Below are 24,567 nucleotides of genomic sequence, written 5' to 3' on the forward strand. Positions count from 1 at the left end.
ATTATGGATACTATTGGATTTAATCAACACACATCTCACGAATATAACGAAGAACTTGAAGAAATCAGAAACCTGCTGCTGAATATGGGCGGCATGGTTGAAAAACAATTGCAAAAGTCAGTTCAGTCAATTTTGCAAACCAACACCAAAATGGCGAAAAAAGTCATTAAGAAAGATTTAGGTGTGAATGCATTAGAAGTTAAGATTGATGAGGAGTGCACACGCATTATTGCTAAGCGACAGCCTGCTGCCAGCGATTTAAGGTTGATAATTGCTGTTATCAAATGCAGTACCGATTTGGAAAGAATTGGCGATGAAGCCGAAAAAATTGCCAAATGTGGTCAGTATTTGATTGAAAATAATTTTCAAGGACAGTTTTACAAAGAGTTTGAAAAATTGAGTAAGGTTGCCATTGAAAATCTTCACCATGCTTTGAACTCTTTAGCACGTTTAGATTTTGAAGCTGCTTTAGCCACAGTAAAGAAAGATGATTTTGTCGATCAGCTTTTTGAATCTCTAAATAATGACATTATTCTCAGCATGTCTGAAGCTCCAAATCAAATACAATCTTTGTTGAGATTGAGTTGGGCTTCTAAAGCACTAGAAAAAGTTGGTGACCACACCAAAAACATTTGCGAATACATTATTTATTTAGTTAAAGGTAAAGATGTTCGACACTTGGATATTGATACATTGAAAGAAGAGTATTTTTAAAATGACTATGAAAAACACAATCCTAATCATTGAAGATGAATCTGCAATCAGAGAGATGTTGTCTTTCTCTTTGATGCAGGCCGGTTATATTGTTATTCAGGCAGGCAGTGCCATGGAAGCATTACGAATTTTTGATGAAATTACACCGGATTTAATCATTGTTGATTGGGGATTGCCACAAATTAGTGGTTTAGAATTAGTGAAAACAATTCGAGAGACTGATGTCATTTCAGAAGCTCCAATCATTATGCTGACTGCCCGCACACAGGAACATGACAAAGTTAGAGGTTTGGATTACGGAGTTGATGATTACATGACTAAACCGGTTTCTGTTAAGGAATTACAAGCCCGAATCAAAGCACTTTTAAGACGATATAAAGGTTTTGGAAAATCAAATGTGATTCATGTTGATGATATTAAAATTGACTTGGACTCTCACCAAGTTTTGATTGAAGAAAAAGATGTTAAAGTTAGTATAACTGAGTTTAACTTATTGAAATTATTCTTAAAAAATCCAAATAAACTTCTATCTCGGGAACAAATTTTAAACCATGTATGGGGGCGAAACTCCTATGTAGAAGTAAGAACTGTCGATGTCCACATCCTTAGGTTGCGAAAAGTATTGAAAAAACACAATAAAGACTTTTTGCTCAAAACAATTCGCGGAGCAGGGTATAAGTTTGTCGCCGAAGCTGATTAAACTGTAATTTGAAGCTACTATTTTTCTAAACGACCATCTGCACCCGGAGGACATTCTTTAAATTTACAGTCATTATAAGAGTCTCTGCCGACATAGGAACCATCAGGACATTGCTTAACATCAGCAGTACACATGACCGGTTCTTTCTTCTCCTTTAACTCTTCACAAGGTTTAAATTCGCAATTATTATTTGGATCACGTCCAACCACTCTGCCATCCGGGCATTGACGAGCATCTTTAGTGCATGCCATCGGCTTGGTTACTGGTTTTTCGACTTTCACTCCATCATCACGTGTAATATCTTCTTCTTGGACGGGCTTGCTACAAGCACTCAAAAAAGCGAATACACATAAAACAAAAATATACTTTTTCATATCATCTACCTATAGAATTTTTTCCCAGAATTCAGCTTTTCCCATCACAGGATCTAATTGATAATGCTGAAAACCAAATTTTTTGTAAGAGTTAATTGCAACGTAATTTTTATCCAAAACTTCTAACGTCAGTTTACAACAATCTCTTTCCATAGCAACTTCCTCAACCATTTTCAGCATTTTTGTACTTAATCCTAATCCTCTGAATTCGGTTGCAACAATCATATCATGTATGTTTATCAATGGCTTACATTTAAAAGTTGAAAAACCTTCAAAGCAATTTACTAATCCGGCAGGTTGCTCATTAACATACGCCAGAATGCTCAAAGCATTTTTACGTTGTGAAAGCTCATAAACCAAATTTTGAGCCACATAATCCGCCAAAGCTTCGTTTCCACCCATTGGATCTGTTGCATAACAATCCAGCAACTCAATAATATGCGTTGAATGTTGAGGGTCGTTGTAATTTGCCTGTACGATTTTAATTGACATAAAATTCAGCCGTATTTTGCTTTTTTAAATTGCTGAAGTTTTTCTTCTGAAACTTCTTCCTGGTATTTTTCTTTCCAAACAGAATAGGGCATTTTATAGACATATTCTCTGGCTTCTTCCTTATTCAATTCTACACCTATTTTTTCAGCTTCTTCACTCATCCAGTTGGAAAGGCAATTGCGGCAAAAATTGGCGAGAATCATTAAATCAATATTTTGCACATCTTTGCGGTTATCTAGATGACTGATCAGTCTGTCAAATGCTCTAGCTTTAATTTCTTGTGCTTTTTCCATCGCTTGAAAATTTAATTGTGTTAAAATTCAATCTTATCAAAAACATCAAAAGTCTTAAAGAATATTATTATGTCAGGGCAAATATTAGACGGCAAGCTGGTTTCTGAAAAATTATTGGATGAAATTGCTAAAAAAATCTCCAAAAGAACCCAAAAAGGGCATAAAGCACCGGGCTTGGCAGTTGTTTTGGTTGGTGATAACCCCGCTTCGGAAATTTATGTTCGCAACAAGGTGAGGGCGTGTGACAAGGTTGGAATCAACTCCAAATCTTACAAATTACCTCGTACAGTTTCCGAAACCGAGCTTTTTCACCTGATTGATGAATTGAATGAAGACGAAAACATTCACGGAATTCTGGTTCAATTACCCTTGCCTAAACATATCAACGAAACTCATGTGACCAATCGTATTCATCCCAATAAGGATGTTGATGGATTTCATGCTGAAAATGTCGGTCGTTTGGCATTGCGCCAGCCCGGGCTTCGTCCTTGTACGCCCAGAGGTGTTATGACGTTATTGCATGAATACAAAATCATTCCTAAATCCAAGCATTGCGTGATTGTTGGTGCATCAAATATAGTCGGCAGACCACTATTACTGGAAATGCTTTATCACGGAGCAACAGTAACTTGTTGTCATCGTTTTACCAAAGACTTGGAAAAGCATGTGCGAAGTGCTGATATTCTCTGCGTCGCCATCGGTAAAACCGGAATTGTCAAATCCGAATGGATTCCAAAAGACTGTATCGTCGTCGATATTGCTATCAATCGCAACGAAAATGGCAAAATTTGCGGTGATGTTGAATTTGAAGAAGTCAAAGACAAAGTCGCAATGATAACACCTGTTCCCGGCGGAGTTGGTCCAATGACTGTAGCTACATTGATACAAAACACTTATGAAGCGAGCTTATTGTAGTTACTAAGGAATGCAAAGTGTACAAAGGAGACGCAGAGATACGCAAAGTTTTTGTCATTCTGAGTGAGTGAAACGAGCCGAAGAATCTTATAATGCTTAATACGATGGATAAATATTGAATGGGTTATTGTATAAAATGAGTTTGAAGTACTTCAGAATTTGGCTATTTTTCTTGGTTGGGATAATTGTTCCGACTTCTGCTATGGCGAGTTATGCAAATGGTTTCTGGGGTTTAATAATACTAGTATATTCTTTCAAAATAGCTATATTTGCTACCTTGGTTACTTTCATTTTTGTTTATCTAGGTTTATTTAGATCAAAACGATTTTTATATATGTATTTTTCTGTTTTTCTAATTTCGGCTTTTATTGCATTAATTTTAACAACAAGAGCAAACGATCCAGTTTCATTTTTTTATGTGCTTATTGGGGAGCCAATTTTATTACCTGCATACATTCAATACAAACGAGCTAACAAAAGTTAATAAATTTGAAATAATCAAACTTTGCGTATCTCTGCGTTTTCTTTGTTCCTAAATATCTAAATACCAAATTCCTCTTTAACTTGCTTAAAACACGCCAAGGCTTTATCAATATCTTCTCTGGAGTGAGCAGCGGAGATTTGCAGACGTATACGGGCTTTATCTTTCGGTACAACCGGAAAGCTGAATCCGATACAATAAATCCCTAGTTCCAAAAGTCGGTCAGCCATGTTTTTAGCGAGTTTTGCATCATAAAGCATAATTGGAACAATAGGATGAGTTTCTCCACTAATATCAAACCCTAACTTACTGATTTCTTTACGAAAATACCGTGTATTCTCGTTCAGTTTCTCACGCAAAGAATCTGATTTTGTCAATAATTCAAAAACTTTAATTCCTGCAGCAATCAATGGAGGAGGGAGTGTATTTGAAAATAAATAAGGTCTTGATCGTTGTCTGAGCAAATCAATGATTTCTTTTTTGCCTGATGTAAATCCGCCGGAACCACCACCTAGTGCTTTTCCAAGAGTTGATGTAAAAATATCAATTTTATCCAAAACACCACACAATTCGGCCGAACCTCGTCCTGTTGGCCCGGTAAATCCCGTCGCATGAGAATCATCAACCATAATCATCGCATCATATTTCTCAGCCAATTCGACGATTTCATTCAGTTTAGCAATCGTTCCATCCATGCTGAATACACCATCTGTGACAATTAATCGAATTTTACAGTCCTGAGAATCTTGCAAGCATTTTTCCAAATCCTGCATGTTACTGTTTTTATAACGAAATCTTTTGGCTTTACAAAGCCTGACACCGTCAATAATTGAAGCATGATTCAATTCATCGCTGATTACTGCATCATCAGCTGTCAGAATTGTTTCAAACAGTCCACCGTTAGCATCAAAGCACGAAGAGTACAAAATAGTATCTTCAGTTGCTAAAAATTCACTGATACTTTTTTCCAGTCGTTTATGCAAATCCTGAGTTCCGCAAATAAATCGAACTGAAGCCATTCCAAAACCATGTGTATCTAAAGCTGACTTAGCAGCGTCAATTATTTCCGGGTTATCCGCCAAACCTAAATAGTTATTTGCACAGAAATTAATAACTTCTTTACCACCGGGTAATGTGATGTGTGATGACTGAGGACTTGTAATAATTCGTTCATCTTTATACAAACCATCATTTTTAATTTCATTAAGAATAGTTTGATAGTGTTTTTTGATATCCGGATTCATAAGAAGAGTAAATTACATAAGGAAATGTAATTTTATCAAATACCTCTTTAAATTCAATAAATAAGGTCTATTCCTAATAATTTATAATTTAACATAATATATATTATACGCATATATGTATTATTAATAATGACATGGAGGAAACAGTAATGGACGACTAACTAATTCTTTTCATTTTTTCCAACTAACCCCCTTGTTTTTCAACTAAACCTCTTGTTTTGTCGTCCAGTCATTTTTTAGCATAATATTCGATATATTTAATATAGAAATTTCATTGTATTAAAATAGAATTTTATTACGAAGACAACTTTAGTATTTGATAATGAAACATGGAGAATTATTATAGCTAGTAATATTGTAGAAATATTTATCTGTTGATTCTATACTTTTATGATTGACAGTATTTTGAAATTTTTGAATTGGACAATTATTTTGCAAAGCATTAATAATAAATGTGCTTCTTGCTGAATGTGGAGTTATATTATTCGGTAACTTTGCTATATTTGAATAGTATTTGAATATTCTATTAAATGAAGATTCAGCCATCGGTTTTATCAAACTCATATCTGATAATTGAACTCTGGTAAAAAATGGGATGTTAGGGTTAGTTAGGTGTAGATGGGTAGATGATTTTATATAAATCTTAAGAATATTTATCACCTCAATATTTAAAGGAACAATGCGATTTGAATTTCTTTTTCTAAATTTAATTGTTGGTAATTCATCATTAATATTTATGTCTGAGTATCTAAGATATTTTAGTTCGGACCTTCTGCAGCCTGTATAAAAATATAAATACATAATCGTACGATCTCTGAGACCTTTGTATGTTGAAATATCAGGAGTATTAAGAAGTGATTCAACTTGTTCCCTGTTTAATAAGATTTTATTTCTAGTATCTGACTCAAATTTTAATCTTTTTACTGTTCCAATTGGATTAATAATTAAATAATCAATTTTTACCAAATAATTATACAAGCTGGATTCAACAACGAAGTGCAACACTCCAGTTTCTAGATTTTACTTCAAGGGGAGTTAAAAAGCCTAATTTTTTTCTGGGTCTGTTGTTCAAAGCGTCTTCAACAGCCTGAACTTCGTTTTCTGATAACTGATCAAGAGTCTTGTTTTTAGGGAAATACTGTCTGATTAAACCGTTAGTATTTTCATTCGTGCCTCTCTCCCAGGAATGATAAGGTTTGGCAAAATAGATGTTTATTCCGATAGTATCACTAATCATTTCGTGTTTTGCGAACTCCAAACCGTTATCCAAAGTCAGGGTATGTGTGATTTCATCCTTTAGCTTTTCAATACAGGCTTGACTGACATCGGTTGCCAGTTTTCGGTTCAATGGTTTGATTTTGACTTCGAGTGATTTTCTGTCAACAAGAGTCAGTAGTGCTCCTCTGTGCTTGCTGCCAATAATTGTATCACCTTCATAGTCTCCAAGGCGTGAACGATTATTTGCAACCATAGGACGTTTATCAATATCTACGCGGTTGCTTATCTTTCCACGTCTGGTTTGACCGGAGTTGTATCGTTTTCTTCTTTGTTTTTGGCATCTCAGGTGTTTAAGCAATGAGGCTTTGTTCTCTTTGTTAGCATAAATGAATTGATAGATTCTTTCGATGCTGGGTACACCATCCCAACCATCGAGTTTTAAACGACCATTGATTTGTTCGGGGGAGAATTTCTTCTTTAACAAGTAAGTGACATAAGCCCAGCAAAAGTCGGTTATTTTATTGGCATTATCAGATTTCCGTTTAACCGCAAATTCATTGGCTTGTTTGGGTCTGTATCCTCGAAGTCCGGTATTGCGTTTAATTTCACGAATTACAGTGCTTTTATGACGATTTAGGATGTTTGCTATTTCAGTTTTGCTACAATTAGTTTTCAGCAGAGCTGATATCTGATATCTTTCTGCTTCAGTAAGATGTGAATAGTGTGACATTTGCAATCTCTTTTTGGGAAGTTCAACTGCAAGTGCAACACATCACATCTTACTTTTCAACTTCGATAAAAATTTTGTTGCACTTCGTTGTTGAATCCAGCACATAAATAGTTTCTAGAGATTGTTACCATAATATAGTTTCTATGTATGAGGGAATCTAGCATCGATTTACCGTTTATAAATGGGGTGTATAATTGAATAATTTCAAAATACACCCTTAATCTGATTCTAGGTTTATGGTGGATGAGAAAACAAGGACTTTGGTTGGAAATTGTATTTATGATTAAAATTTTCTTATGATCTAAAAAAACAAGTGGTTTAGTTGAAATAGCATTATTGAATGTTATTATAAAACAGTAACTTATAATTTTATTTAATAAAATAAATTGCTTGAACGTCCAAGTAAAATTAGTTAATCATGTGTTCTGTTACTTAAGAATTTCTAAAATCTCTTCAAGTTCCATGCGTGTTTGGTTGATAACTTGATAAGATTTACTGGCTTCTTTATCTGTTGCCTTGCCATCGAGTTTGGTTCTTGCACCGCTGATGGTGTAACCGTGATCATACAAAAGGCTGCGGATTTGACGAATCATGATAACATCATGACGTTGATAGTAGCGGCGATTGCCACGACGTTTGATTGGTTTTAAATCAGGGAATTCATTCTCCCAATAACGCAACACGTGAGGTTTGATATCACAAAGCGTACTAACCTCGCCTATCGTGAAATAGCGTTTAGCAGGGATTTTAGGTAAAGAATTATTATGGCCTTGATCCAGCATAAGTTTCTATAGTGTCTCTGATTTTTTGTCCTGGTTTAAATGCGACTATTCTTCTTGGAGTAATTGCGATTTCTTCTAAAGTTTTTGGGTTTCTGCCTGGTCTGCCTTTTTTGTCACGCAATTCAAAATTTCCGAATCCGGATAATTTTACATCATTGCCTTCAACCAACAAATCTTTGATTGTATTAAAAAAAGCATCAACAAATTCATTGGCTTCGCATTTATTCAAGCCTACATCCATGTATAGAGCTTCTGCTAAATCTGTCTTTGTGATTGCCATTAATTCCCTCGAATTTCGATATTTAACTTCGTAGATATAGAAGATAACATTTTAGCCATAAGTTTGTCCACTTCTTTATCTTCAAAAGTGGCATTTTCTTTCTGTAAAATTAAACCGATAGCCAAAGAACGTGAAGTTGAATCTATGTTTTCACCCTTATACTCATCAAATACAAAGGTTTTTACGAGTTCGTCACCTAATTCATCAACTATAATATCTTTAATTTGCTGATAGCTAATATCATTTCCGGCAACTAATGCAATATCTCTGCGTACTGACGGAAATTTCGAAATGTCCTTATAGCTAGGGAGTCTGGTATTTAGTATATCATTTACTTTTATTTCAAAGGCATAGACTTCTTTCTTAATGCCAATTGAACGGCAAATTTCAGGATGTACCTGCCCTATCCAACCGATGTTTTTACCATCAATAATAACATTGGCTTGTCGGCCGGGATGAAGAAAATTATGTTCGCTTTTGGTAAAAGCATATTCAGATTTTGTATTGTCTAAAATATTTTCCAAATCAGCTTTAATATCAAAGAAATCGACATTCGATTTGGTATCGAACCCCCAATTTTCCGCACACCTGTTTCCTATATTCACAGCCACAAGCATATCGTTTTCGATTACATTGGATTGCTCATCTTTCAGGAATACATTGCCGGTTTCAAATAGTTTGACATTGTTATTTTGCCTTCTTAAGTTGTAATTTGCTGTTTCCATGATTCCGGGTAATAAACTGGTTCTCATGATTGCAAATTCTTCTGTCAACGGGTTTTTCAATGGAATAGAATTCTCAGCAAATCCATAGTTTTTAAGTTGTTTCTCTGAAATAAAACTGTAAGTAATTGCTTCTTGATACCCAAGTTGATTGAGTTGAGTTCTGATACGATTTTTAGTAATTTTTTCTTCAGGAAGTGGCAAAATGTTGTTCTCAGTTATTAAATCAACTGATGGCATATTGTCATAACCAACCATGCGGACGATTTCTTCGACTAAATCTTCTGCAATTTCTATATCAAAACGATTCGATGGCGGAATTACTGTCCAGTTCTCACTATCAAATTCTACTTGCATGGATAATCCTTGCAGTATGTTCGTAACTTTATCATCTGAAACTTCGAATCCAAGAATATTATGTAATTTAGTTTTACTCAGTTTGATTTTGTCCTTTTGAGGAATGTACTGCTGAGAGTTTGCTTCTTGTATCGGTCCGGCTTCACCACCACAAATCTGCTTAATTAGTTCTGTAGCTCTCTGCATTGCTTGCTGTTGTAAATAAGGATCTACTCCTCTTTCAAAACGCAATGCGGATTCCGTATGAATACCGATATCGCGTGATTTGCCCATAATTGTTGCCGGGTTGAAATAAGCCGATTCAAGCACGATATCTTTTGTGTCTTCACTCACACCGCTATCCAAACCACCCATAACGCCTGCAATTGCTAAGTGACGTTTTTCATCGGCAATCATTAGGTAGGAGTCATCAAGTGTGATTTCTTTGCCATCCAATAATGTTACTTTTTCGCCCTTATTTGCCATTTTGACAATAATTGAACCATTAATTTGAGCTTTATCAAATCCATGCATCGGCTGACCGAGTTCAAGCATGACATAATTGGTAACATCAACGACTGGATGAATTGAACGAATTCCGCTTCGACGGAGTTTTTCCTGCATCCACATTGGTGTTGTTTTGGTGTTATCAATACCGTTTATCACTCGACATAAGTATCTTGAGCATTCTTTTTCTGCAATCAAGTCAACTTCGATAACTTCATCATGAGTCGCAGGGACTTCATTAATTTCAGGATAATTTAGAGTTAATTCATTCGCACATGCAATATCATTAGCAATTCCTTTAATACAGAAGCAATCGGCTCGATTAGGAGTTAAATCCACATAAATGATTGTGTCGTTGAGCTTCAGATACTCTCTGATATCTTTACCAACAGGAGCATCTTCCGGTAATTCCAGTAAACCGGAATGATCATCACTCAAACCTAACTCAACACTGGAACACAGCATTCCGTGAGATTCAACACCTCTGAGTTTTGATTTTTTGATTTTAAAATTTCCGGGTAAAACAGCTCCAATAAGTGCAAGAGGTGCTTTAAGCCCTGCTCTGGCATTAGGTGCTCCACAAACAATTTGTAACTTGTCTTCAAGCCCCGCGTTCACCTGACAGACATTCAATTTATCTGCATCAGGGTGCTTTTCAATTGATTCTATTTCACCGACAACAATCTGAGTAAACTCTCCGGATGCAGGCATGACATCGTCAACTTCCAGTCCCAACATGGTTAACTGTTCGTTCAGTTCTTCCGTAGAAATTTGTGGGTTTACCCACTCTCTTAGCCAATTTTCACTTATTTTCATCTGAATTAACCTTGTTTATTTGAACTGCTTAAGAAACGCAATATCATTTTCGAAGAATTGCCTTAAGTCTTTCACTCCATATCGAAGCATTGCAAACCTTTCAACTCCTAAACCAAATGCAAAACCTGTGAACTTTTCTGGGTCAATCCCCCCTGCTCTCAATACATTTGGGTGCACCATTCCGCAACCTAAAACTTCCAGCCAACCACTGCTACCATCATCTTTTTTCCACTCAACATCAACCTCAGCTGATGGTTCAGTGAATGGAAAGTACGATGGTCTGAGGCGAATTTTTAAATCTTTTTCGAAAAAAGCATTGACGAATTGGTTAAGAACTCCTTTTAAACCGGCAAAGGTGATGTTTTTACCGACGACTAAACCTTCGACCTGATGAAACATCGGTGTGTGTGTTTGATCCGAATCACTGCGATATACTCTGCCCGGTGCAATAATTTTAATTGGCGGAGTCATTTGTTTCATCGCTCTGATTTGAACCGGTGAAGTGTGGGTTCTTAATAATTTATCATCATTGAACCAGAAAGTATCATGCATCGTTCTGGCAGGATGATGTGCCGGAAAGTTTAGTGCTTCAAAATTATGATAATCATCTTCAATTTCAGGTCCGGTTTTAACTTCAAAGCCCATTCCAGAGAACAAATCAACAATGCGATTCATTGTTCGTGTGACAGGATGCAGATTACCTGTAGGCATTTTTCTGCCAGGCATGGTCACATCAATTGATTCAGCCTTCAGTTTTTCATCCAGTTCCTTGCGTTGCAAGAAATCACGTTGCTGAGCGATTTCTTGCTGGATTTGGATTTTTACTTTGTTGATTTCTGCACCGGCTGTTTTCCTAACCTCAGGATCAAGCTGTCCCAGTTGTTTAAGCTGTTGAGTGATAACTCCTTTTTTGCCCAAATAAGAGACCCTTATGTTTTCCAGTTCCTGAATTGATTGCGAAGTTTCGACCTCCTTTTGGGCTTGTTCCTGTAATTGCTTTAAGTTTTCCACATTGCACCTGTGTGAGCTTTTAATTTTTTCATAAAAAAAGGGAAATAACATTTCGGTGATACCGAAAAGCTAATTCCCTTGTATATATTTCCCTGAAAATTCAGGAAGTTATATTTGATTTATAATGCTGATTTCGCCATTTCTGCAACAGCTGTAAAACCTGCTGCATCATGTACTGCCATATCAGCCAATACTTTACGATCTAAAGAGATATTAGCTTTCTTGAGACCGTTAATAAATCGTGAATAGGATAATCCATTTAAACGAGCTGCCGCGTTGATACGAGCAATCCACAATGCTCTGAATTGACGTTTGCGTTGTTTTCTGTCACGGTATGCATATTGACCGGCTTTGATAACTGCTTGTTTTGCAACTCTGAATACTTTTCTGCGAGCGTTATAGTAACCTTTCGCTTGCTTTAATATTTTTTTATGACGTCTTCTAGCAATAACGCCTCTTTTAACTCTTGCCATTTCTTAACTCCTACGCGTAAGGTAACATTGATTTCACTTGCTTTACATCTGACTCATCAATCATGTCAGTTCCACGCAAGTTTCTTTTACGTTTGGTTGTCATTTTTGTCAAGATATGACTTTTGTTGGCGTAACCTCTTTTGAAGCCCGTAGCCGTCTTTTTAAAACGCTTCGCAGCGCCTTTTTTGGTTTTCATTTTTGGCATGATAATGCTCCTTTTTTTCTGTTAAAACTACAATAAGTAGCACGAAGTGCTTTGTGGCTGTCCCAAACTCATTGCTGTTAGCGAATAAAACTGAATTAAAATTCAGTTATTCTATGCTTTTAAATTCCTTTTCTTAGGTGTTTTTACCAATAGATTAGTTATTTCGCTACTTTAGGAGCGAGTAACATAATCATAAATCTTCCTTCCATTTTTTCAGGGCGTTGTTCTACAACAACTTCATCCTCTAAGTCTGAAACCAGACGGTCGAGCATTCTATTACCAAGTTCACGATGAGTCAACTCTCTTCCGCGAAACATGATAGTTACTTTCACTTTATTGCCTTGATTGATAAATTTTCGTAAATTCTTCAATTTAACCTGATAGTCAGCTTCTTCGGTATTTGGCCTGAACTTCACCTCTTTGAGCTGAATTTTCTTTTGTTTTTTCTTAGATGCCTGCTTTTTCTTCGAGTTTTCAAATCTGAACTTGTTGTAATCCATTATTTTACATACCGGCGGATCAGCTATTGGTGATATTTCTACCAAATCCAATTTTTGTTCTTTTGCTCTATCCAAGGCAGCATCTGTTGCCAGTACGCCAATTTGTTTGCCATCACTGTCAATTAATCTGACTTTCATTGCAGTGATTTGCTCATTCACTCTTGTTTGGTTTTGCTTAGCGATGTTAATTTATCCTCTGGTTAATTAATTTTTTTCAGACTGTTCTTTATTGAAATATTCCAACAATTCAGATTCTGTGAAATTCCCGACAGTCTCACCCTTGAGATTTCGTAATGTGACGGTTCCGTTTTCCATCTCTTTATTTCCAACAACCAGCATATACGAACACTTCTCTAGTGTATGCTCGCGAATTTTATAGCCGATTTTCTCATTTCTCAAGTCTAATTTTACTCTGAAGCCATTGTTTTGTAAAACATTGTAAATATTTTCTGCATAAGCGGCTTGAGCATCAGTGATTGACATGACTACCGCTTGAACCGGAGCCAACCAGAAAGGCATGTTTCCGGCATGGTGTTCAATCAAGATTCCCATGAATCTTTCAAATGATCCAAGAATCGCTCTGTGAAGCATAACCGGGACATGTTTGTTGCCGTCTTCGCCAATATAGGTTGCATCAAGGCGAGCGGGCATTGAGAAGTCAACTTGAATGGTTCCACATTGCCAAACACGACCCAGACAATCTTTTAGTGAAAATTCAATTTTCGGTCCGTAAAAAGCACCTTCACCAGGGAGTTCTTGCCATTCTAAACCTTTATTATCCAATGCTTGTGCCAAAGCCTGTTCGGATTTATCCCAGATTTCATCACTTCCAACTCTATTTTCCGGACGAGTTGAAAGCCGATAAATAATGTCTGTAAAACCAAAATCCTGATAAATTTCGTGAAGAAAGTCGATAAATTCGGAGACTTCTGATTGAATTTGTCCCTCTGTACAGAAAATATGTCCATCATCCTGCACAAATCCTCTGACACGCATCAAACCATGTAAAGCACCTGATGGCTCGTTTCGATGACAGGAACCGTATTCTGCGAGTCTTAAAGGCAAATCTCTGTAGCTTTTCAGGCCTTGATTAAATATCTGAATATGACAAGGACAATTCATTGGTTTAACTGCAAATTTACGTCCTTCTGATTCGACAGAAAACATATCATCGCCAAACTTGTCAGCATGCCCTGAGCGTTGCCACAAAGTAAAATCAACAATTTGTGGAGTATTGACTTCGTGATAATCGCGAAGAGTTAATTTCTTGCGCATATATTGTTGAACAGATTGGTACAAAGACCAACCGCCCGGATGCCAAAAAACCATTCCTGGAGCTTCTTCCTGAAAATGAAAAAGACTCATTCTTTTGCCTAGTTTTCTATGATCCCTTCTTTCGGCTTCTTCTAAACGGAATAAATAATCTTTTAAATCTTTTTTATCGCCCCAAGCCGTGCCGTAAATTCTTTGTAACATTTCGTTGTCGCTGTTTCCTCGCCAATAAGCGCCTGCGACATTCATTAATTTAAAAACTTTTAGCTTTGAGGTATTGGGCACATGAGGGCCACGACACAAATCAATAAACTCACCTTGTTTGTATAAACTGAGAGTTTCTCCTTCCGGAATATCACGAATGATTTCCGCTTTATACTTCTCACCCATGTTTTCAAACAACTTGATTGCATCATTTCTGGCCATAACTTGTCTTTCGACAGGTAGTTGTTGCTTGACAATTTTTTTCATCTCCTCAGAGATTTTTTCTAATTCTTCCTCTGAAAAGTGATGTTCACTGGAAAAGTCATAGTAAAAACCATTCTCAATCACAGGTCCGATAGTAACCTGAACTTTAGGGAAAAGTCTTTTTACAGCCTGAGCCATCAAATGGGCAGTTGAATGTCTGATAACTTCAATTCCTTCTTCATCTCTGGAGGTAATTATGGATAAGGTTGCATCATTGGTAATACTTGTTGATAAATCAACCAGTTCTCCATTAACTTTTGCAGCTAAAGCTGCATTTGCAAGACCCGCACCAATATCGGCTGCTACATCATAAGCTGATACTGTATTACTAAATTCTCTTTTTGAGCCATCGGCTAAAGTGATAATCGGCATAATTACTCAGATATTTGTTTATTTTTCAGTTAAAATTCAACGCAAAAAAAAAGCACATAAAAGTGCCTTTCCGCAAATCTATGTGTAAGACTAAAATTTAATTTATCGTCGTCGTTTTCATAGACTGATTATAACATCTAAAATATTATTTATAATCATTTTGTATTTTTTTTGTTAAAATCTGAGTTAATTTCATTTTATATCAGTAATTATGTCAGTCAGAATTGACAAATGGCTTTGGGCGACACGTTTTTTCAAAACCCGCGCACTAGCTAAAAAACACGTTGAAAGCGGTAAAGTTAAAGTTAACGGACAAAAAACCAAGCCTTCACGTTTGCTAAATTTGAATGATGTGCTCGAAATCAACAAGGAGGATTTAAATTGGGTTGTCGAAGTTTTACAACTGATTGAAAAAAGGGTTTCTGCCAAACTGGCTGCTGAAGCTTATGAAGAAACTCCGGAATCAATTCAGGCTCGCAATGACGCTGTTTTAGAGAAAAAACTGGTTTATTCATCAACACCAAAACCACCCAAACACCCTGATAAAAAGTCAAGACGACAACTGATAAGAATCAAACATAATCAATCTCAGTAAATCTCAGCAAATCAAGTAATAAAAAAGCCTCACAAGGAGGCATTTTTTTTTGTAATATTCTGAAAATTTAATTATTTTCTGGAATATGTGAAACCTACCAAATATTGGTTCATGTCTATTGAAATAGACTGACCTGGATCTAATGGATTTGATCCTGATACTTCTTCGCCATTTCCGTATACGAAAGACATGGTAATTTCAGCATTATCAGCTAATTGCTTAGTGAAGCCGGCTGTAATGTGTTGTTCGATCACGCCTGGAGCCAAGATATTGAAAATAACTTCGCTGGAATCAATCGGTTGATCGGCATTACTGTAACCAACTCTGAATGTCCAGTCATCGCTTTGTTGCCATTCGTAACCGGCTTTGACAATCGTCATATCATTCCAACCGAAACCAAAACCATTGCTTCCACCGCCACATCCAGGTCCTGTTGCTGCTTGTACTCCAGTAAAGAAATAATTATTTAAAGCATCAAAACACTCTCCTGAGAATAATGGCTCAATACCATTTCCGATTGATTTAACATCACTATAGTTAATTCTTTGTACATCAACGGCCAATACACCTTTTTCGCCAACATTTGCTGAAAAACCTACAGTCCATGTCTCTGGAATATCAAAGTCACCACCATCAGCATACAAACCCGCATAGTTATCGAATTCACTCATTTCCATCTTGGTTTGATAAGAAGCTGCGAAACGTAAATTCTCGGTGATACCTGCATTAAAACCTAATTTCAAACCATATCCAAATGATGAATCATATCCATTATTTGAAAGGTTCAATGGATCATTGGTAACACCTGCAAAACTGCTTAATCCTGTTGCTTTAAATCTTTGGAACGCACCGATTAAACTCACTCCTAATGATGAGTCTTCACCAATTTTTCTGGAATAAGTAGGGGCAATAAATAATTGCATCAAATCAACGCCTGTTGTGCCGCCAGCAAATGTACCCGGACCGGTTACAATTGTTTGGAAATCAGGGTGAAAAACATTTGCAGTACCACCTTGATATTCGGTATTCATTCCACCATTTCCGTAAACCATCAAACCGAAAGATGAATTATCATTCAGCATTTTATTCATAGCAAAACTTGGAATTGGGAATAATTGATTTTCTGACTTGATTGATTGTTGACCTAATGCGAAAGGCAATTGACAAGGTTGTACGCCCGGTTGTGAACATGAAGGAATCATGCCAATTGGTGCAAAACCTGCCGGTAATGATGGGTCTCCATCAACAGAATAGGCTCTGTCAGGGTTAAATAGACTTAAGCCTAAATCCCATCTGTCACCTGCAAAAACCATATTTGCCGGATTGTTTGCACCAGATAGAGCATCAATGTTTTTTACTTTAGCAACCCCTGCTCCTGCCATTCCTGATTCTTTTTGAGAATAAGCATGAGAAAAATAACCGTTTGTCGCTGATGCCGAACCAGCTGTCAACAATGCGGCTGAAATCGCAATAGTTAGTATTTTGTTTTTGTTTGAAAATTTCATATGAAAAAAGCTCCTGTTAACATTTTGTTAAAGATTAGCCTAAACAATTATATTTGTAAACAAATTCAATTATATTAGTCCGAGATAAATTAGCCATACCTTATATAGTGCAACTTTATACTGTTGTTGTTAGGGTTGATTTTAATTCAACAATTAATTTATTTTTCTAAACTAAGATTGACTTATTGATTGCATTAACGCAATCTCCGCCAGAGTGAATCGACTTTTCAAGAGCTTGGTTCATCATTATCAACAAATCTTCAATATCGCTTTTATAGGGATCAATGGATGCAACACCAATTGAAATTGATGGATGAAAAATAGAATATACATTGTCGCCGGATGAAACAACTTGCATAGTAGCAATTTTGGATTTTATATCTTCTGCAAACTGTACTGTTTCATAGTGAGAATTCAAGTCATTAATTAAGGCAAACTTGTTTCCACTTATTCTTGCTATACAAACATATTCGCGAGACCTTTGCTCGAAACACAAGAAATTTGAAAAAATGTTAAACTACCGTAGTTCACAAATTTATTAAAATCATGTCTTGGAAACAACTTAGCCAATCAAGCTTAGCCGACTCATTAGCTAGTCACCATAAATCCCTTGAAGAACTCGATGATATTCATGAATTACTGGACTGGAGTCGAATTGAAGCTCATCTGAGAGATATGTTTTCATCCAAACGAGGAGAGCCAGCATGGCCTCCGCTATTAATGTTTAAAATCATGTTACTGCAACAATGGTATGGACTGGAGTATGAAGGCATGGAAAAACAATTGGCACGAGATTTATTATTTCGTCGTTTTACCGGACTTGGTTTAAGTGATGGAACACCGGATCATACTGTTATCTGGCGTTTCCATAAACTGATTGGAAAATTAAAACTGGCAGAGGTTTTATTTGAAGAAATCAACCAACAACTTTGTGAACAAAACATTATGATTAGAGCCGGAGGAGTCAGTATTATTGACGCCACAATAATCGAAGCCAAAAACTCTCGTCCTAAAAATGGAAAAAACGGTGAGAATACACAGGATAAAGATGCTGCTTATACCAGTAAAAAAGGTTCAGATGGCAAGCTCAAAACCACTTATGGTTTTAAACTTCATGGTAACAGTGATGAAGATGCCTTTTACAAAAATACACCTGTACTGCTGCCAATGAGCATGATTCTAAACAATTTAAGAAACTGCTTACAGGAGAGGAATCTCAAGCTTATGCTGATAGTGCCTATAAAAGCAAGGAACATGATGAGTATCTTCAAAGGAACAAAATAAAAATAAAATACACGAGCGAGCCTACCGCAACAAGCCTCTGACTGAGAAACAAAGGCTGGCAAATACTTGGAGGTCTCAAGTTAGGAACCGTGTTGAAAGTGTGTTCGGCATTCTGAAGCTACATTATGGCATTGCCAAAGCCAGACATGGAGGATTAATGCAATTACATACATCAATAGGCTTTGCTGCCATGGCATATAACCTTAAAAGAGCGGTAAAAATACAAAATAGTTGTGCCTGAAATATGGCAAAACACCCCGATTAGCCCTCAAAAAGCTAGTCGGGATTAAGAAAATCGGAACAAATAGTGGTTTTTTATCGAAAATCGAAAAATCAGAAATTTTTATGAATCAAGCAAAAGTCTCTTCGGCACTGTAAATAAATCTGTGTATCTGCTTTAATTGAAATTTGTTAAAGTAGGTACATTATGAAAAATAGAAAAGAACTTGAAGCCTTAGGCAAAGAACTTGCCAAAGGTATAAAAACTCAAAAGGATTTGGCTGAATTCAGCCAAATCCTGAGCAAAATAACTGTTGAAGCAGCCCTCAATGCTGAATTGGATGACCATCTTGGTTACGATAAAGGGGGTTCACGGATTTCCCGAAATGCCCGCAATGGAACACTTCCAAAACAGTGAGAACCGATACCGGAGCATTTATTCTGGACACCCCTCGTGACCGTGATGGGGAGTTTGAACCGGAACTCATCAAGAAGAACCAAACCCGGTTCACAGCCATGGATGACAAGATTCTGAGCCTTTATGCCAAAGGCATGAGTACCCGTGAAATCGTTGATATGTTCCAGGAACTATACAGTGCTGACATATCAGCCGGCCTGATTTCAAAGGTCACCAATGCAGTCATCGACAGAGTCACCGAATGGCAGTCCCGTCCTTTGGATGCCGTTTATCCCATTGTTTATCTGGATTGTCTGGTGGTTAAGGTTCGACAAGACCGAAAAGTAATCAACAAGTCCGTTTATCTTGCTTTGGGCGTTAATATGGAAGGTCATAAGGAGCTTTTAGGCATGTGGCTTGCTGAAACTGAAGGTGCCAAATTCTGGCTGGGAGTCCTCACAGAATTGCAAAACAGAGGCGTTAAAGATATTCTCATTGCTTGTGTTGATGGATTAAAAGGTTTCCCCGAAGCCATTGAGACTGTTTATCCTGATACACAAATCCAGCTGTGTATCGTGCACATGGTGCGCAACTCCATCAAGTATGTTCCATACAAGGATTACAAGGCAGTTACAGTTCGGAAGAGCATTTATAAATCCATCACAGAAGATGAAGCTTTGGCATTGGATGAATTCTGTTCCAGTTGGGACGGTAATATCCACAGATTGCAAATCATGGAGAGCAAACTGGAACAATCTCAACACCTTTTTTGACTACCCTGAAGATATTAGAAAAGTCATTTACACCACAAATGCGATAGAATCACTCAATAGTGTTATCAGAAAGGTGATTAAAAAGCGTAAGATATTCCCTACTGACGATTCTGCCAAAAAGGCGATATTTTTGGCTGTAAAGAGGGGCCTCCCGCAAATGGACTATGCCCATTCGCAACTGGAAGCCTGCTTTGAATCGTTTTGTGATAGAATTTGAAAGTCGCTTAGGTGATTGTGTATGAGCGCAGATACACAGAATTGTTTACAGGCTCGTCTCTTCGCTAATTTCTAATAATTTCTTACTTAATTGAGCCAGTAAATTATCACCAAAAATTTCTCCTCTTTGCGAGTTGATTTCTCTAAAATCATCAATTGCTAAAACTATAATTGACAAGGCTTGATAATTATTCTTTTTCTCTTGCCAAATTTGACTCAGTTTGCGATTAAAGGTTTCTCTGTTATCCAATCCTGTTAAGTAATCCTTTTTTGTAACTCTTCCAACTGAGCCGAGACTGTCTGATACTGTTGTGATTGAGAACGTAATGTCTCATATAAATTTTGTTTAACTAATTTGATTTCACGATTAATGGTTTCGATTGACTTGTAAATTACTTTCAATTCTTCTGGAAGCGTTTCAACATCAGTATCTAATTCTTCACTGTTATAACTAAAGCCCATGTGTTGAATGGCTCTGGAAATATTTGAAAGTCTCTGAGTCCAGTATTTGCTCAGAATCACAGCCACAATTTCTGCTAAGACAATTATAAATATCACCACAATTGAGAATAACGCGATGTAACGATTAATGGCTTCTATTAAATATTTATCATCTTCAAGAAGGATTAGCTTCCAACCCCAATCTAATTTTTCATCATAGAAAAAATAGTTCTTATCGGCGCCAAGATTAATTCTAGTAAAATCCAACCCTATTACTGTTTTCTCATTTTTGGTTGAAGTAAATACAGATAAAGGTTTTAAATTGAGCGAATCTGATGCGAATAACACATTGTTATTCTGATCCAAAAGCACACCTTTATTAAATTCAGACTCATTCAAAAAACTTTTTATCTCTTTGAAATGCTCCAAAAGCATAGAACCTTGGATAATGCCTAATTTATCATTGGATTCAAGATTTGGAACTGAGTGACTAATGACAGCAATATCTTCAGTACCAATCCCTCTTCCCTTAAAACCTGGGGAAATATAGGCAGTATTTGTTTTCATTGCTTCAACAAAATACTCTCTGTCATCAATCATTAATTTGCCGGTTTTGGGTACAGAAAGATGTGATTTTTCAGGTATTGAAACATCAATAACCTCGCCACTACTGTCAGCAATTAATAATGTGTAAAAAAAACTTAATCGGTTATGTGCTGTCTTAAGATGTTTTTTCCTTTCCTCAGGGTTATCCCATACATAAGACATACTATGTACAACTTCGTTTATTGCTAATGAGTTTGAATTGATTTTTACATTAAGATCACTTTTAATCTTGTTGTATAAAACATTGCGTTGGTTTTTCTGATGAGTGTATGCTTCTTGAATTTCAAGGTGAATAATTACGTTAGAGGTACATAAGGTAATTGCCAATAAAATTATCGACAAATGAAGTGCATAAACTTTTCTCAATGTAGTTCTGATACTTTGCCTATCATCGACAAAAAGTTTGTATCCCCATCGATTGGCTATGATTACTGAGGCAATAACCACATTCACCAAGGCGTTAAATATGAGTTTGATATAATACAGGTAGCTTTGATGTTCAAACATTGCATCCAGGTGGTTCCATTGTATTAGGCTGAGTGGAATTCCAACTAAAACCCAATAACATAATGCGCTGAACAATAAATTATTTATATAATTGCGATAGAGGAATGAGATGCATAAGGCTTCTAGCGAATATAAAAGGAATAACCAAAGATTCCAGTTGCTGTCTATTAAAGATAAACTCGAAATGACACCGACCATAAAGGCCGATTTTATATCTCTGTAAACAGCAATAACATAAACAAGAGAAGAAGCTAAAACCAGATTGATTTCATAAAGAAAAAACGGTACTTCCAGCAGATTCAGAAGAGCTCCGAATATACCTAACAGAACCAATTTGAAAAGAATACTCCCTTTAATTTTATGTGTCCCCCGATCCAACCAATCTCGATTTGAACAATACATTGATTAACGTGAGAATTCAACCTAGATAAAAACCGAACCATAAAATTAAACCCTGGAAAATAAATAAGATATATCTATCTAGCTTTTACAGACCAAAAATGAGATAATGGCGAGTTTTGAAATATTTTGGATATCTAAATGAAATTTCTTGATGAATTAGGCGTAAATAAAACCAACCTCGGATCCTGTTTTGGACACAATGACTGGATAGATAATAAAGACTCCGGTTTGATTGAATCATTCAACCCGGCAACTGGGGAGCTAATAGGCTCTGTATATTCAGCGAGTGAAGCTGATTATGAAAAAGTCGTGACTGAGGCTCAAAAAGTATTTAAAGAATGGCGTAAAACACCAGCTCCTAAAAGAGGTGAAGCAGTTCGAGTGATAGGAGATGCGCTTCGTAAACATAAAGACGCGCTCGGGTCATTGGTCGCTGCGGAAATGGGTAAAATCAAATCCGAAGGTGATGGCGAAGTTCAGGAAATGATAGATATGGCTGATTTGGCAGTGGGAATGTCCAGACAGTTATATGGAAAAACCATGCACTCTGAACGCCCCGGGCACAGAATGTATGAACAATGGCATCCACTCGGAGTTGTTGGAATTATTTCAGCGTTTAATTTTCCTGTGGCAGTCTGGTCATGGAATGCTTTTGTGGCTGCTGTATGCGGAAATGTATGTATCTGGAAGCCCTCCCCTAAAGTTCCTTTGTGCTCTATCGCAGTTCAGAATATTTGTAATAAAGCTCTCGAAGAAGCCGGATTTCCTCCAATTTTTATGCTTTTCAATGATGGTTCTAATGAGCTGGCACAAAAATTTGTTGACGATTCTCGAATCAATTTAATTTCGTTTACTGGCTCTTGTCACGTTGGAAAACAAGTTGGCGTTCAGGTTGCCAAACGCATGGGCAGAAGTTTACTCGAATTGGGTGGTAACAATGCTCTAATAGTTGATAAATCCGCTGATTTAAAACTGGCAATTCCTGCAATTGTTTTTGGAGCCGTTGGTACAGCCGGTCAGCGTTGTACAACCACTCGCCGTTTGTTTTTGCATGAAGACATTGCAGATGAAGTGACTGAAAAATTGGTTAATGCATATAAACAAGTCAAAATTGGCAATCCATTAAATACAGATACATTAATGGGACCGTTAATTGATGAAACCTCAGCGAACACGTTTTTGGATGCGGTTCAAAAAGCAAAGGATTCAGGTGGTGAAGTTCTAACAGGTGGAACAAGAGTCGATGGCGAAGGTCACTTTGTTACGCCTTGTATCATTAAAGCACAAGCGGATTGGCAAATTGTTAAAGATGAAACGTTTGCTCCAATTCTTTATGTTATGACATTCTCTGATATTGATAAAGTGATCGAAGAGCAAAATGACGTGGTTCAGGGTTTATCTTCAGCATTATTCACCAATGATTTGCGTCATGAAGAGAAATTCTTGTCATCATTTGGTAGTGATTGCGGAATTGCGAACATTAATATTGGTACCAGTGGTGCTGAAATTGGTGGAGCCTTTGGTGGTGAAAAAGAAACCGGAGGTGGCAGAGAAGCCGGTTCTGACTCATGGAAAGCGTACATGCGTCGTCAAACCAATACAATCAACTATTCTACTGAATTGCCGTTAGCACAAGGCATTAAATTTAATCTTGATTAAAATAGCTTAATTGGGGAAACATACTGTTTCCCCTTTTTGATTATGTTTGAATATCTCGGAAGAAAGTTTTTACAGCAATTACCATCTGAAATGGCTCATGACTTCAGCATCAAGTTGTTAGGTAGTCCATTGTCTCTTATTGCTTGTCAAAAAACCATTGAGAATCCTGTAGAGCTTTTCGGTTTAAAATTTATTAATCCTGTTGGACTTGCGGCAGGTTTTGATAAAAATGCGGATGCGATCAGCGGGTTGTCAAAACTTGGATTTGGTTTTCTTGAGTTTGGAACAGTGACGCCAAAACCCCAACCTGGCAATCCCAAGCCAAGGTTATTTAGATTGCCAAAAAATCAGGCAATTATTAATCGTATGGGATTCAATAACAAAGGTGTGGATTATCTAGTCAAGCAACTTAAGAAAAATCGACCTGATGCCGTTTTAGGAATAAATATAGGTAAGAATAAAAATACTCCGAATGAATCTGCCGTTGATGATTATTTGTATTGTTTTAATAAAGTATGCCTGCTTGCAGATTATGTAACAATCAATATTTCATCACCGAACACTGCTGATTTGCGTCAGTTGCAAGAAACTGAAAAACTCTCACACCTACTGGGAAAACTCAAACAGGCGCAAACTGAAACTCAAAAAAACAATAATAAATATACCCCTATTCTCGTTAAAATCGCTCCGGATCAGGACGAACAAAACACCATCTCAATCGCTGAAACAGTTAAAAATTTAGGAATGGATGGAATTATATGTACAAATACAACGGTTTCACGTGAAAGTCTGTTTGATGAAAATGATATTAACCAGACCGGCGGATTAAGCGGAAAGCCTGTTTTATTGAAATCCAATGAAGTGATTCGAATCGTTCGTTCGACAGTTGGTCCGGATTTCCCGATTATTGGTGTTGGCGGAATTTTGACAGAAGAGGATGCAATGAGTAAAATACACGCAGGTGCAAATCTACTGCAAATTTATACCGGCCTGATTTACAAAGGACCTGAATTAATCAAGAATATTAATAAGACAATCTTGTCAGAAAAGAATTAATT

Annotated in this window: 24 protein-coding genes and 2 pseudogenes; 8 read left to right on the forward strand and 18 right to left on the reverse strand. The window is 36.7% G+C overall.

Annotation, left to right across the window (positions count from 1 at the left end; translation table 11 throughout):
- The first annotated feature begins 3 nt into the window (after positions 1-3).
- Positions 4-714 (forward strand): phosphate signaling complex protein PhoU, encoded by a 711-nt coding sequence (gene phoU / locus R3F25_00420; protein MEZ5495295.1) that lies wholly within the window; start codon positions 4-6, stop codon positions 712-714.
- 7 nt (positions 715-721) lie between these two features.
- A complete protein-coding gene (locus tag R3F25_00425; GenBank protein MEZ5495296.1) occupies positions 722-1,414 on the forward strand; it encodes a response regulator in 693 nt (230 codons plus the stop codon).
- 17 nt (positions 1,415-1,431) lie between these two features.
- Here the strand turns inward: R3F25_00425 and R3F25_00430 are convergent, their stop codons facing one another.
- Genes R3F25_00430 through R3F25_00440 form a run of 3 tightly spaced genes read right to left on the reverse strand, consistent with a single transcriptional unit; the run spans position 1,432 to position 2,573 of the window.
- Positions 1,432-1,788 carry a hypothetical protein gene (locus R3F25_00430; protein MEZ5495297.1) on the reverse strand — a complete coding sequence of 119 codons (357 nt, stop codon included), beginning with the start codon at positions 1,786-1,788 and terminating at the stop codon, positions 1,432-1,434.
- A 9-nt stretch (positions 1,789-1,797) separates the two neighbouring features.
- The gene (locus R3F25_00435; GenBank protein MEZ5495298.1) at positions 1,798-2,280 is read right to left on the reverse strand and encodes a GNAT family N-acetyltransferase; all 483 of its coding nucleotides are present in this window, start codon (positions 2,278-2,280) and stop codon (positions 1,798-1,800) included.
- Between the two features lie 5 nt (positions 2,281-2,285).
- Entirely contained in the window at positions 2,286-2,573 is a 288-nt protein-coding gene (locus tag R3F25_00440) for a DUF1244 domain-containing protein (GenBank protein ID MEZ5495299.1), read from the reverse strand.
- A gap of 69 nt (positions 2,574-2,642) precedes the next feature.
- Here R3F25_00440 and folD point away from each other — a divergent pair, with 69 nt between their 5' ends.
- Positions 2,643-3,488 (forward strand): bifunctional methylenetetrahydrofolate dehydrogenase/methenyltetrahydrofolate cyclohydrolase FolD, encoded by an 846-nt coding sequence (gene folD, locus R3F25_00445; protein MEZ5495300.1) that lies wholly within the window; start codon positions 2,643-2,645, stop codon positions 3,486-3,488.
- A 540-nt stretch (positions 3,489-4,028) separates the two neighbouring features.
- Here the strand turns inward: folD and kbl are convergent.
- The 11 genes from kbl to thrS all read right to left on the reverse strand — a co-directional run bounded on the left by kbl (position 4,029) and on the right by thrS (position 14,905).
- Positions 4,029-5,213 carry a glycine C-acetyltransferase gene (gene kbl, locus R3F25_00450; protein MEZ5495301.1) on the reverse strand — a complete coding sequence of 395 codons (1,185 nt, stop codon included), beginning with the start codon at positions 5,211-5,213 and terminating at the stop codon, positions 4,029-4,031.
- A gap of 309 nt (positions 5,214-5,522) precedes the next feature.
- Complete coding sequence (locus R3F25_00455; protein ID MEZ5495302.1) at positions 5,523-6,179, reverse strand: site-specific integrase; 657 nt, start codon at positions 6,177-6,179, stop codon at positions 5,523-5,525.
- Between the two features lie 19 nt (positions 6,180-6,198).
- Positions 6,199-7,161: an IS30 family transposase gene (locus R3F25_00460; protein ID MEZ5495303.1), complete on the reverse strand. Its 963-nt coding sequence runs from the start codon at positions 7,159-7,161 to the stop codon at positions 6,199-6,201.
- Positions 7,162-7,589: 428 nt separating this feature from the next.
- Positions 7,590-7,943 (reverse strand): MerR family transcriptional regulator, encoded by a 354-nt coding sequence (locus R3F25_00465; protein ID MEZ5495304.1) that lies wholly within the window; start codon positions 7,941-7,943, stop codon positions 7,590-7,592.
- Positions 7,924-8,223 (reverse strand): integration host factor subunit alpha, encoded by a 300-nt coding sequence (locus R3F25_00470; GenBank protein MEZ5495305.1) that lies wholly within the window; start codon positions 8,221-8,223, stop codon positions 7,924-7,926. Before R3F25_00470 ends, R3F25_00465 begins: the two co-directional genes overlap by 20 nt.
- Entirely contained in the window at positions 8,223-10,604 is a 2,382-nt protein-coding gene (pheT, locus tag R3F25_00475; GenBank protein ID MEZ5495306.1) for a phenylalanine--tRNA ligase subunit beta, read from the reverse strand. Before pheT ends, R3F25_00470 begins: the two co-directional genes overlap by 1 nt.
- 15 nt (positions 10,605-10,619) lie before the next feature.
- Complete coding sequence (pheS, locus tag R3F25_00480) at positions 10,620-11,615, reverse strand: phenylalanine--tRNA ligase subunit alpha (GenBank protein MEZ5495307.1); 996 nt, start codon at positions 11,613-11,615, stop codon at positions 10,620-10,622.
- A gap of 119 nt (positions 11,616-11,734) precedes the next feature.
- Positions 11,735-12,088: a 50S ribosomal protein L20 gene (gene rplT, locus R3F25_00485; protein ID MEZ5495308.1), complete on the reverse strand. Its 354-nt coding sequence runs from the start codon at positions 12,086-12,088 to the stop codon at positions 11,735-11,737.
- A gap of 10 nt (positions 12,089-12,098) precedes the next feature.
- Positions 12,099-12,293: a 50S ribosomal protein L35 gene (gene rpmI / locus R3F25_00490; protein MEZ5495309.1), complete on the reverse strand. Its 195-nt coding sequence runs from the start codon at positions 12,291-12,293 to the stop codon at positions 12,099-12,101.
- 158 nt (positions 12,294-12,451) lie between these two features.
- Positions 12,452-12,982 carry a translation initiation factor IF-3 gene (gene infC / locus R3F25_00495; GenBank protein MEZ5495310.1) on the reverse strand — a complete coding sequence of 177 codons (531 nt, stop codon included), beginning with the start codon at positions 12,980-12,982 and terminating at the stop codon, positions 12,452-12,454.
- Positions 12,983-12,997: 15 nt separating this feature from the next.
- On the reverse strand, positions 12,998-14,905 hold the full coding sequence (gene thrS / locus R3F25_00500; protein MEZ5495311.1) for a threonine--tRNA ligase: 1,908 nt from the start codon (positions 14,903-14,905) through the stop codon (positions 12,998-13,000).
- Between the two features lie 211 nt (positions 14,906-15,116).
- Between thrS and R3F25_00505 the strand changes: the two genes are divergently transcribed.
- The gene (locus R3F25_00505; protein ID MEZ5495312.1) at positions 15,117-15,500 is read left to right on the forward strand and encodes a S4 domain-containing protein; all 384 of its coding nucleotides are present in this window, start codon (positions 15,117-15,119) and stop codon (positions 15,498-15,500) included.
- Between the two features lie 71 nt (positions 15,501-15,571).
- Here the strand turns inward: R3F25_00505 and R3F25_00510 are convergent, their stop codons facing one another.
- Positions 15,572-17,005 (reverse strand): outer membrane protein transport protein, encoded by a 1,434-nt coding sequence (locus tag R3F25_00510; protein MEZ5495313.1) that lies wholly within the window; start codon positions 17,003-17,005, stop codon positions 15,572-15,574.
- 166 nt (positions 17,006-17,171) lie between these two features.
- Positions 17,172-17,501 (reverse strand): diguanylate cyclase, encoded by a 330-nt coding sequence (locus R3F25_00515; protein MEZ5495314.1) that lies wholly within the window; start codon positions 17,499-17,501, stop codon positions 17,172-17,174.
- A gap of 50 nt (positions 17,502-17,551) precedes the next feature.
- Between R3F25_00515 and R3F25_00520 the strand changes: the two are divergent.
- Both R3F25_00520 and R3F25_00525 read left to right on the forward strand, forming a co-directional pair.
- A pseudogene (locus R3F25_00520) lies at positions 17,552-18,530 on the forward strand (IS5 family transposase).
- Between the two features lie 186 nt (positions 18,531-18,716).
- Positions 18,717-19,920 (forward strand): annotated as a pseudogene (locus R3F25_00525) (IS256 family transposase).
- A 20-nt stretch (positions 19,921-19,940) separates the two neighbouring features.
- On the opposite strand, the gene R3F25_00530 reads toward R3F25_00525, so the two are convergent.
- Positions 19,941-20,144: a diguanylate cyclase gene (locus R3F25_00530; GenBank protein ID MEZ5495315.1), complete on the reverse strand. Its 204-nt coding sequence runs from the start codon at positions 20,142-20,144 to the stop codon at positions 19,941-19,943.
- Between the two features lie 5 nt (positions 20,145-20,149).
- Positions 20,150-21,781 carry a hypothetical protein gene (locus tag R3F25_00535; GenBank protein ID MEZ5495316.1) on the reverse strand — a complete coding sequence of 544 codons (1,632 nt, stop codon included), beginning with the start codon at positions 21,779-21,781 and terminating at the stop codon, positions 20,150-20,152.
- Between the two features lie 207 nt (positions 21,782-21,988).
- On the opposite strand from R3F25_00535, the gene R3F25_00540 reads away from it, so the two are divergent.
- Positions 21,989-23,509, forward strand: a complete 1,521-nt coding sequence (locus tag R3F25_00540; protein ID MEZ5495317.1) for an aldehyde dehydrogenase family protein — start codon at positions 21,989-21,991, stop codon at positions 23,507-23,509.
- Between the two features lie 42 nt (positions 23,510-23,551).
- On the forward strand, positions 23,552-24,565 hold the full coding sequence (locus tag R3F25_00545) for a quinone-dependent dihydroorotate dehydrogenase (GenBank protein MEZ5495318.1): 1,014 nt from the start codon (positions 23,552-23,554) through the stop codon (positions 24,563-24,565).
- Positions 24,566-24,567 lie beyond the last annotated feature (2 nt).

The sequence above is a fragment of the Gammaproteobacteria bacterium genome, assembly GCA_041395445.1.
Taxonomy (GTDB): Bacteria; Pseudomonadota; Gammaproteobacteria; order Xanthomonadales; family Marinicellaceae; genus NORP309.

Bases quoted from the DNA above. Each gene is read 5' to 3' on its own strand.
- R3F25_00545 (MEZ5495318.1), top strand. From the start codon at position 23,552: ATGTTTGAATATCTCGGAAGAAAGTTTTTACAGCAATTACCATCTGAA.
- rplT (MEZ5495308.1), bottom strand. From the start codon at position 12,088: ATGGCAAGAGTTAAAAGAGGCGTTATTGCTAGAAGACGTCATAAAAAA.
- R3F25_00430 (MEZ5495297.1), bottom strand. From the start codon at position 1,788: ATGAAAAAGTATATTTTTGTTTTATGTGTATTCGCTTTTTTGAGTGCT.
- pheT (MEZ5495306.1), bottom strand. From the start codon at position 10,604: ATGAAAATAAGTGAAAATTGGCTAAGAGAGTGGGTAAACCCACAAATT.
- R3F25_00540 (MEZ5495317.1), top strand. From the start codon at position 21,989: ATGAAATTTCTTGATGAATTAGGCGTAAATAAAACCAACCTCGGATCC.
- rpmI (MEZ5495309.1), bottom strand. From the start codon at position 12,293: ATGCCAAAAATGAAAACCAAAAAAGGCGCTGCGAAGCGTTTTAAAAAG.
- R3F25_00435 (MEZ5495298.1), bottom strand. From the start codon at position 2,280: ATGTCAATTAAAATCGTACAGGCAAATTACAACGACCCTCAACATTCA.
- R3F25_00510 (MEZ5495313.1), bottom strand. From the start codon at position 17,005: ATGAAATTTTCAAACAAAAACAAAATACTAACTATTGCGATTTCAGCC.
- R3F25_00425 (MEZ5495296.1), top strand. From the start codon at position 722: ATGAAAAACACAATCCTAATCATTGAAGATGAATCTGCAATCAGAGAG.
- thrS (MEZ5495311.1), bottom strand. From the start codon at position 14,905: ATGCCGATTATCACTTTAGCCGATGGCTCAAAAAGAGAATTTAGTAAT.
- R3F25_00460 (MEZ5495303.1), bottom strand. From the start codon at position 7,161: ATGTCACACTATTCACATCTTACTGAAGCAGAAAGATATCAGATATCA.
- R3F25_00470 (MEZ5495305.1), bottom strand. From the start codon at position 8,223: ATGGCAATCACAAAGACAGATTTAGCAGAAGCTCTATACATGGATGTA.
- folD (MEZ5495300.1), top strand. From the start codon at position 2,643: ATGTCAGGGCAAATATTAGACGGCAAGCTGGTTTCTGAAAAATTATTG.
- kbl (MEZ5495301.1), bottom strand. From the start codon at position 5,213: ATGAATCCGGATATCAAAAAACACTATCAAACTATTCTTAATGAAATT.
- phoU (MEZ5495295.1), top strand. From the start codon at position 4: ATGGATACTATTGGATTTAATCAACACACATCTCACGAATATAACGAA.
- R3F25_00465 (MEZ5495304.1), bottom strand. From the start codon at position 7,943: ATGCTGGATCAAGGCCATAATAATTCTTTACCTAAAATCCCTGCTAAA.
- R3F25_00440 (MEZ5495299.1), bottom strand. From the start codon at position 2,573: ATGGAAAAAGCACAAGAAATTAAAGCTAGAGCATTTGACAGACTGATC.
- R3F25_00505 (MEZ5495312.1), top strand. From the start codon at position 15,117: ATGTCAGTCAGAATTGACAAATGGCTTTGGGCGACACGTTTTTTCAAA.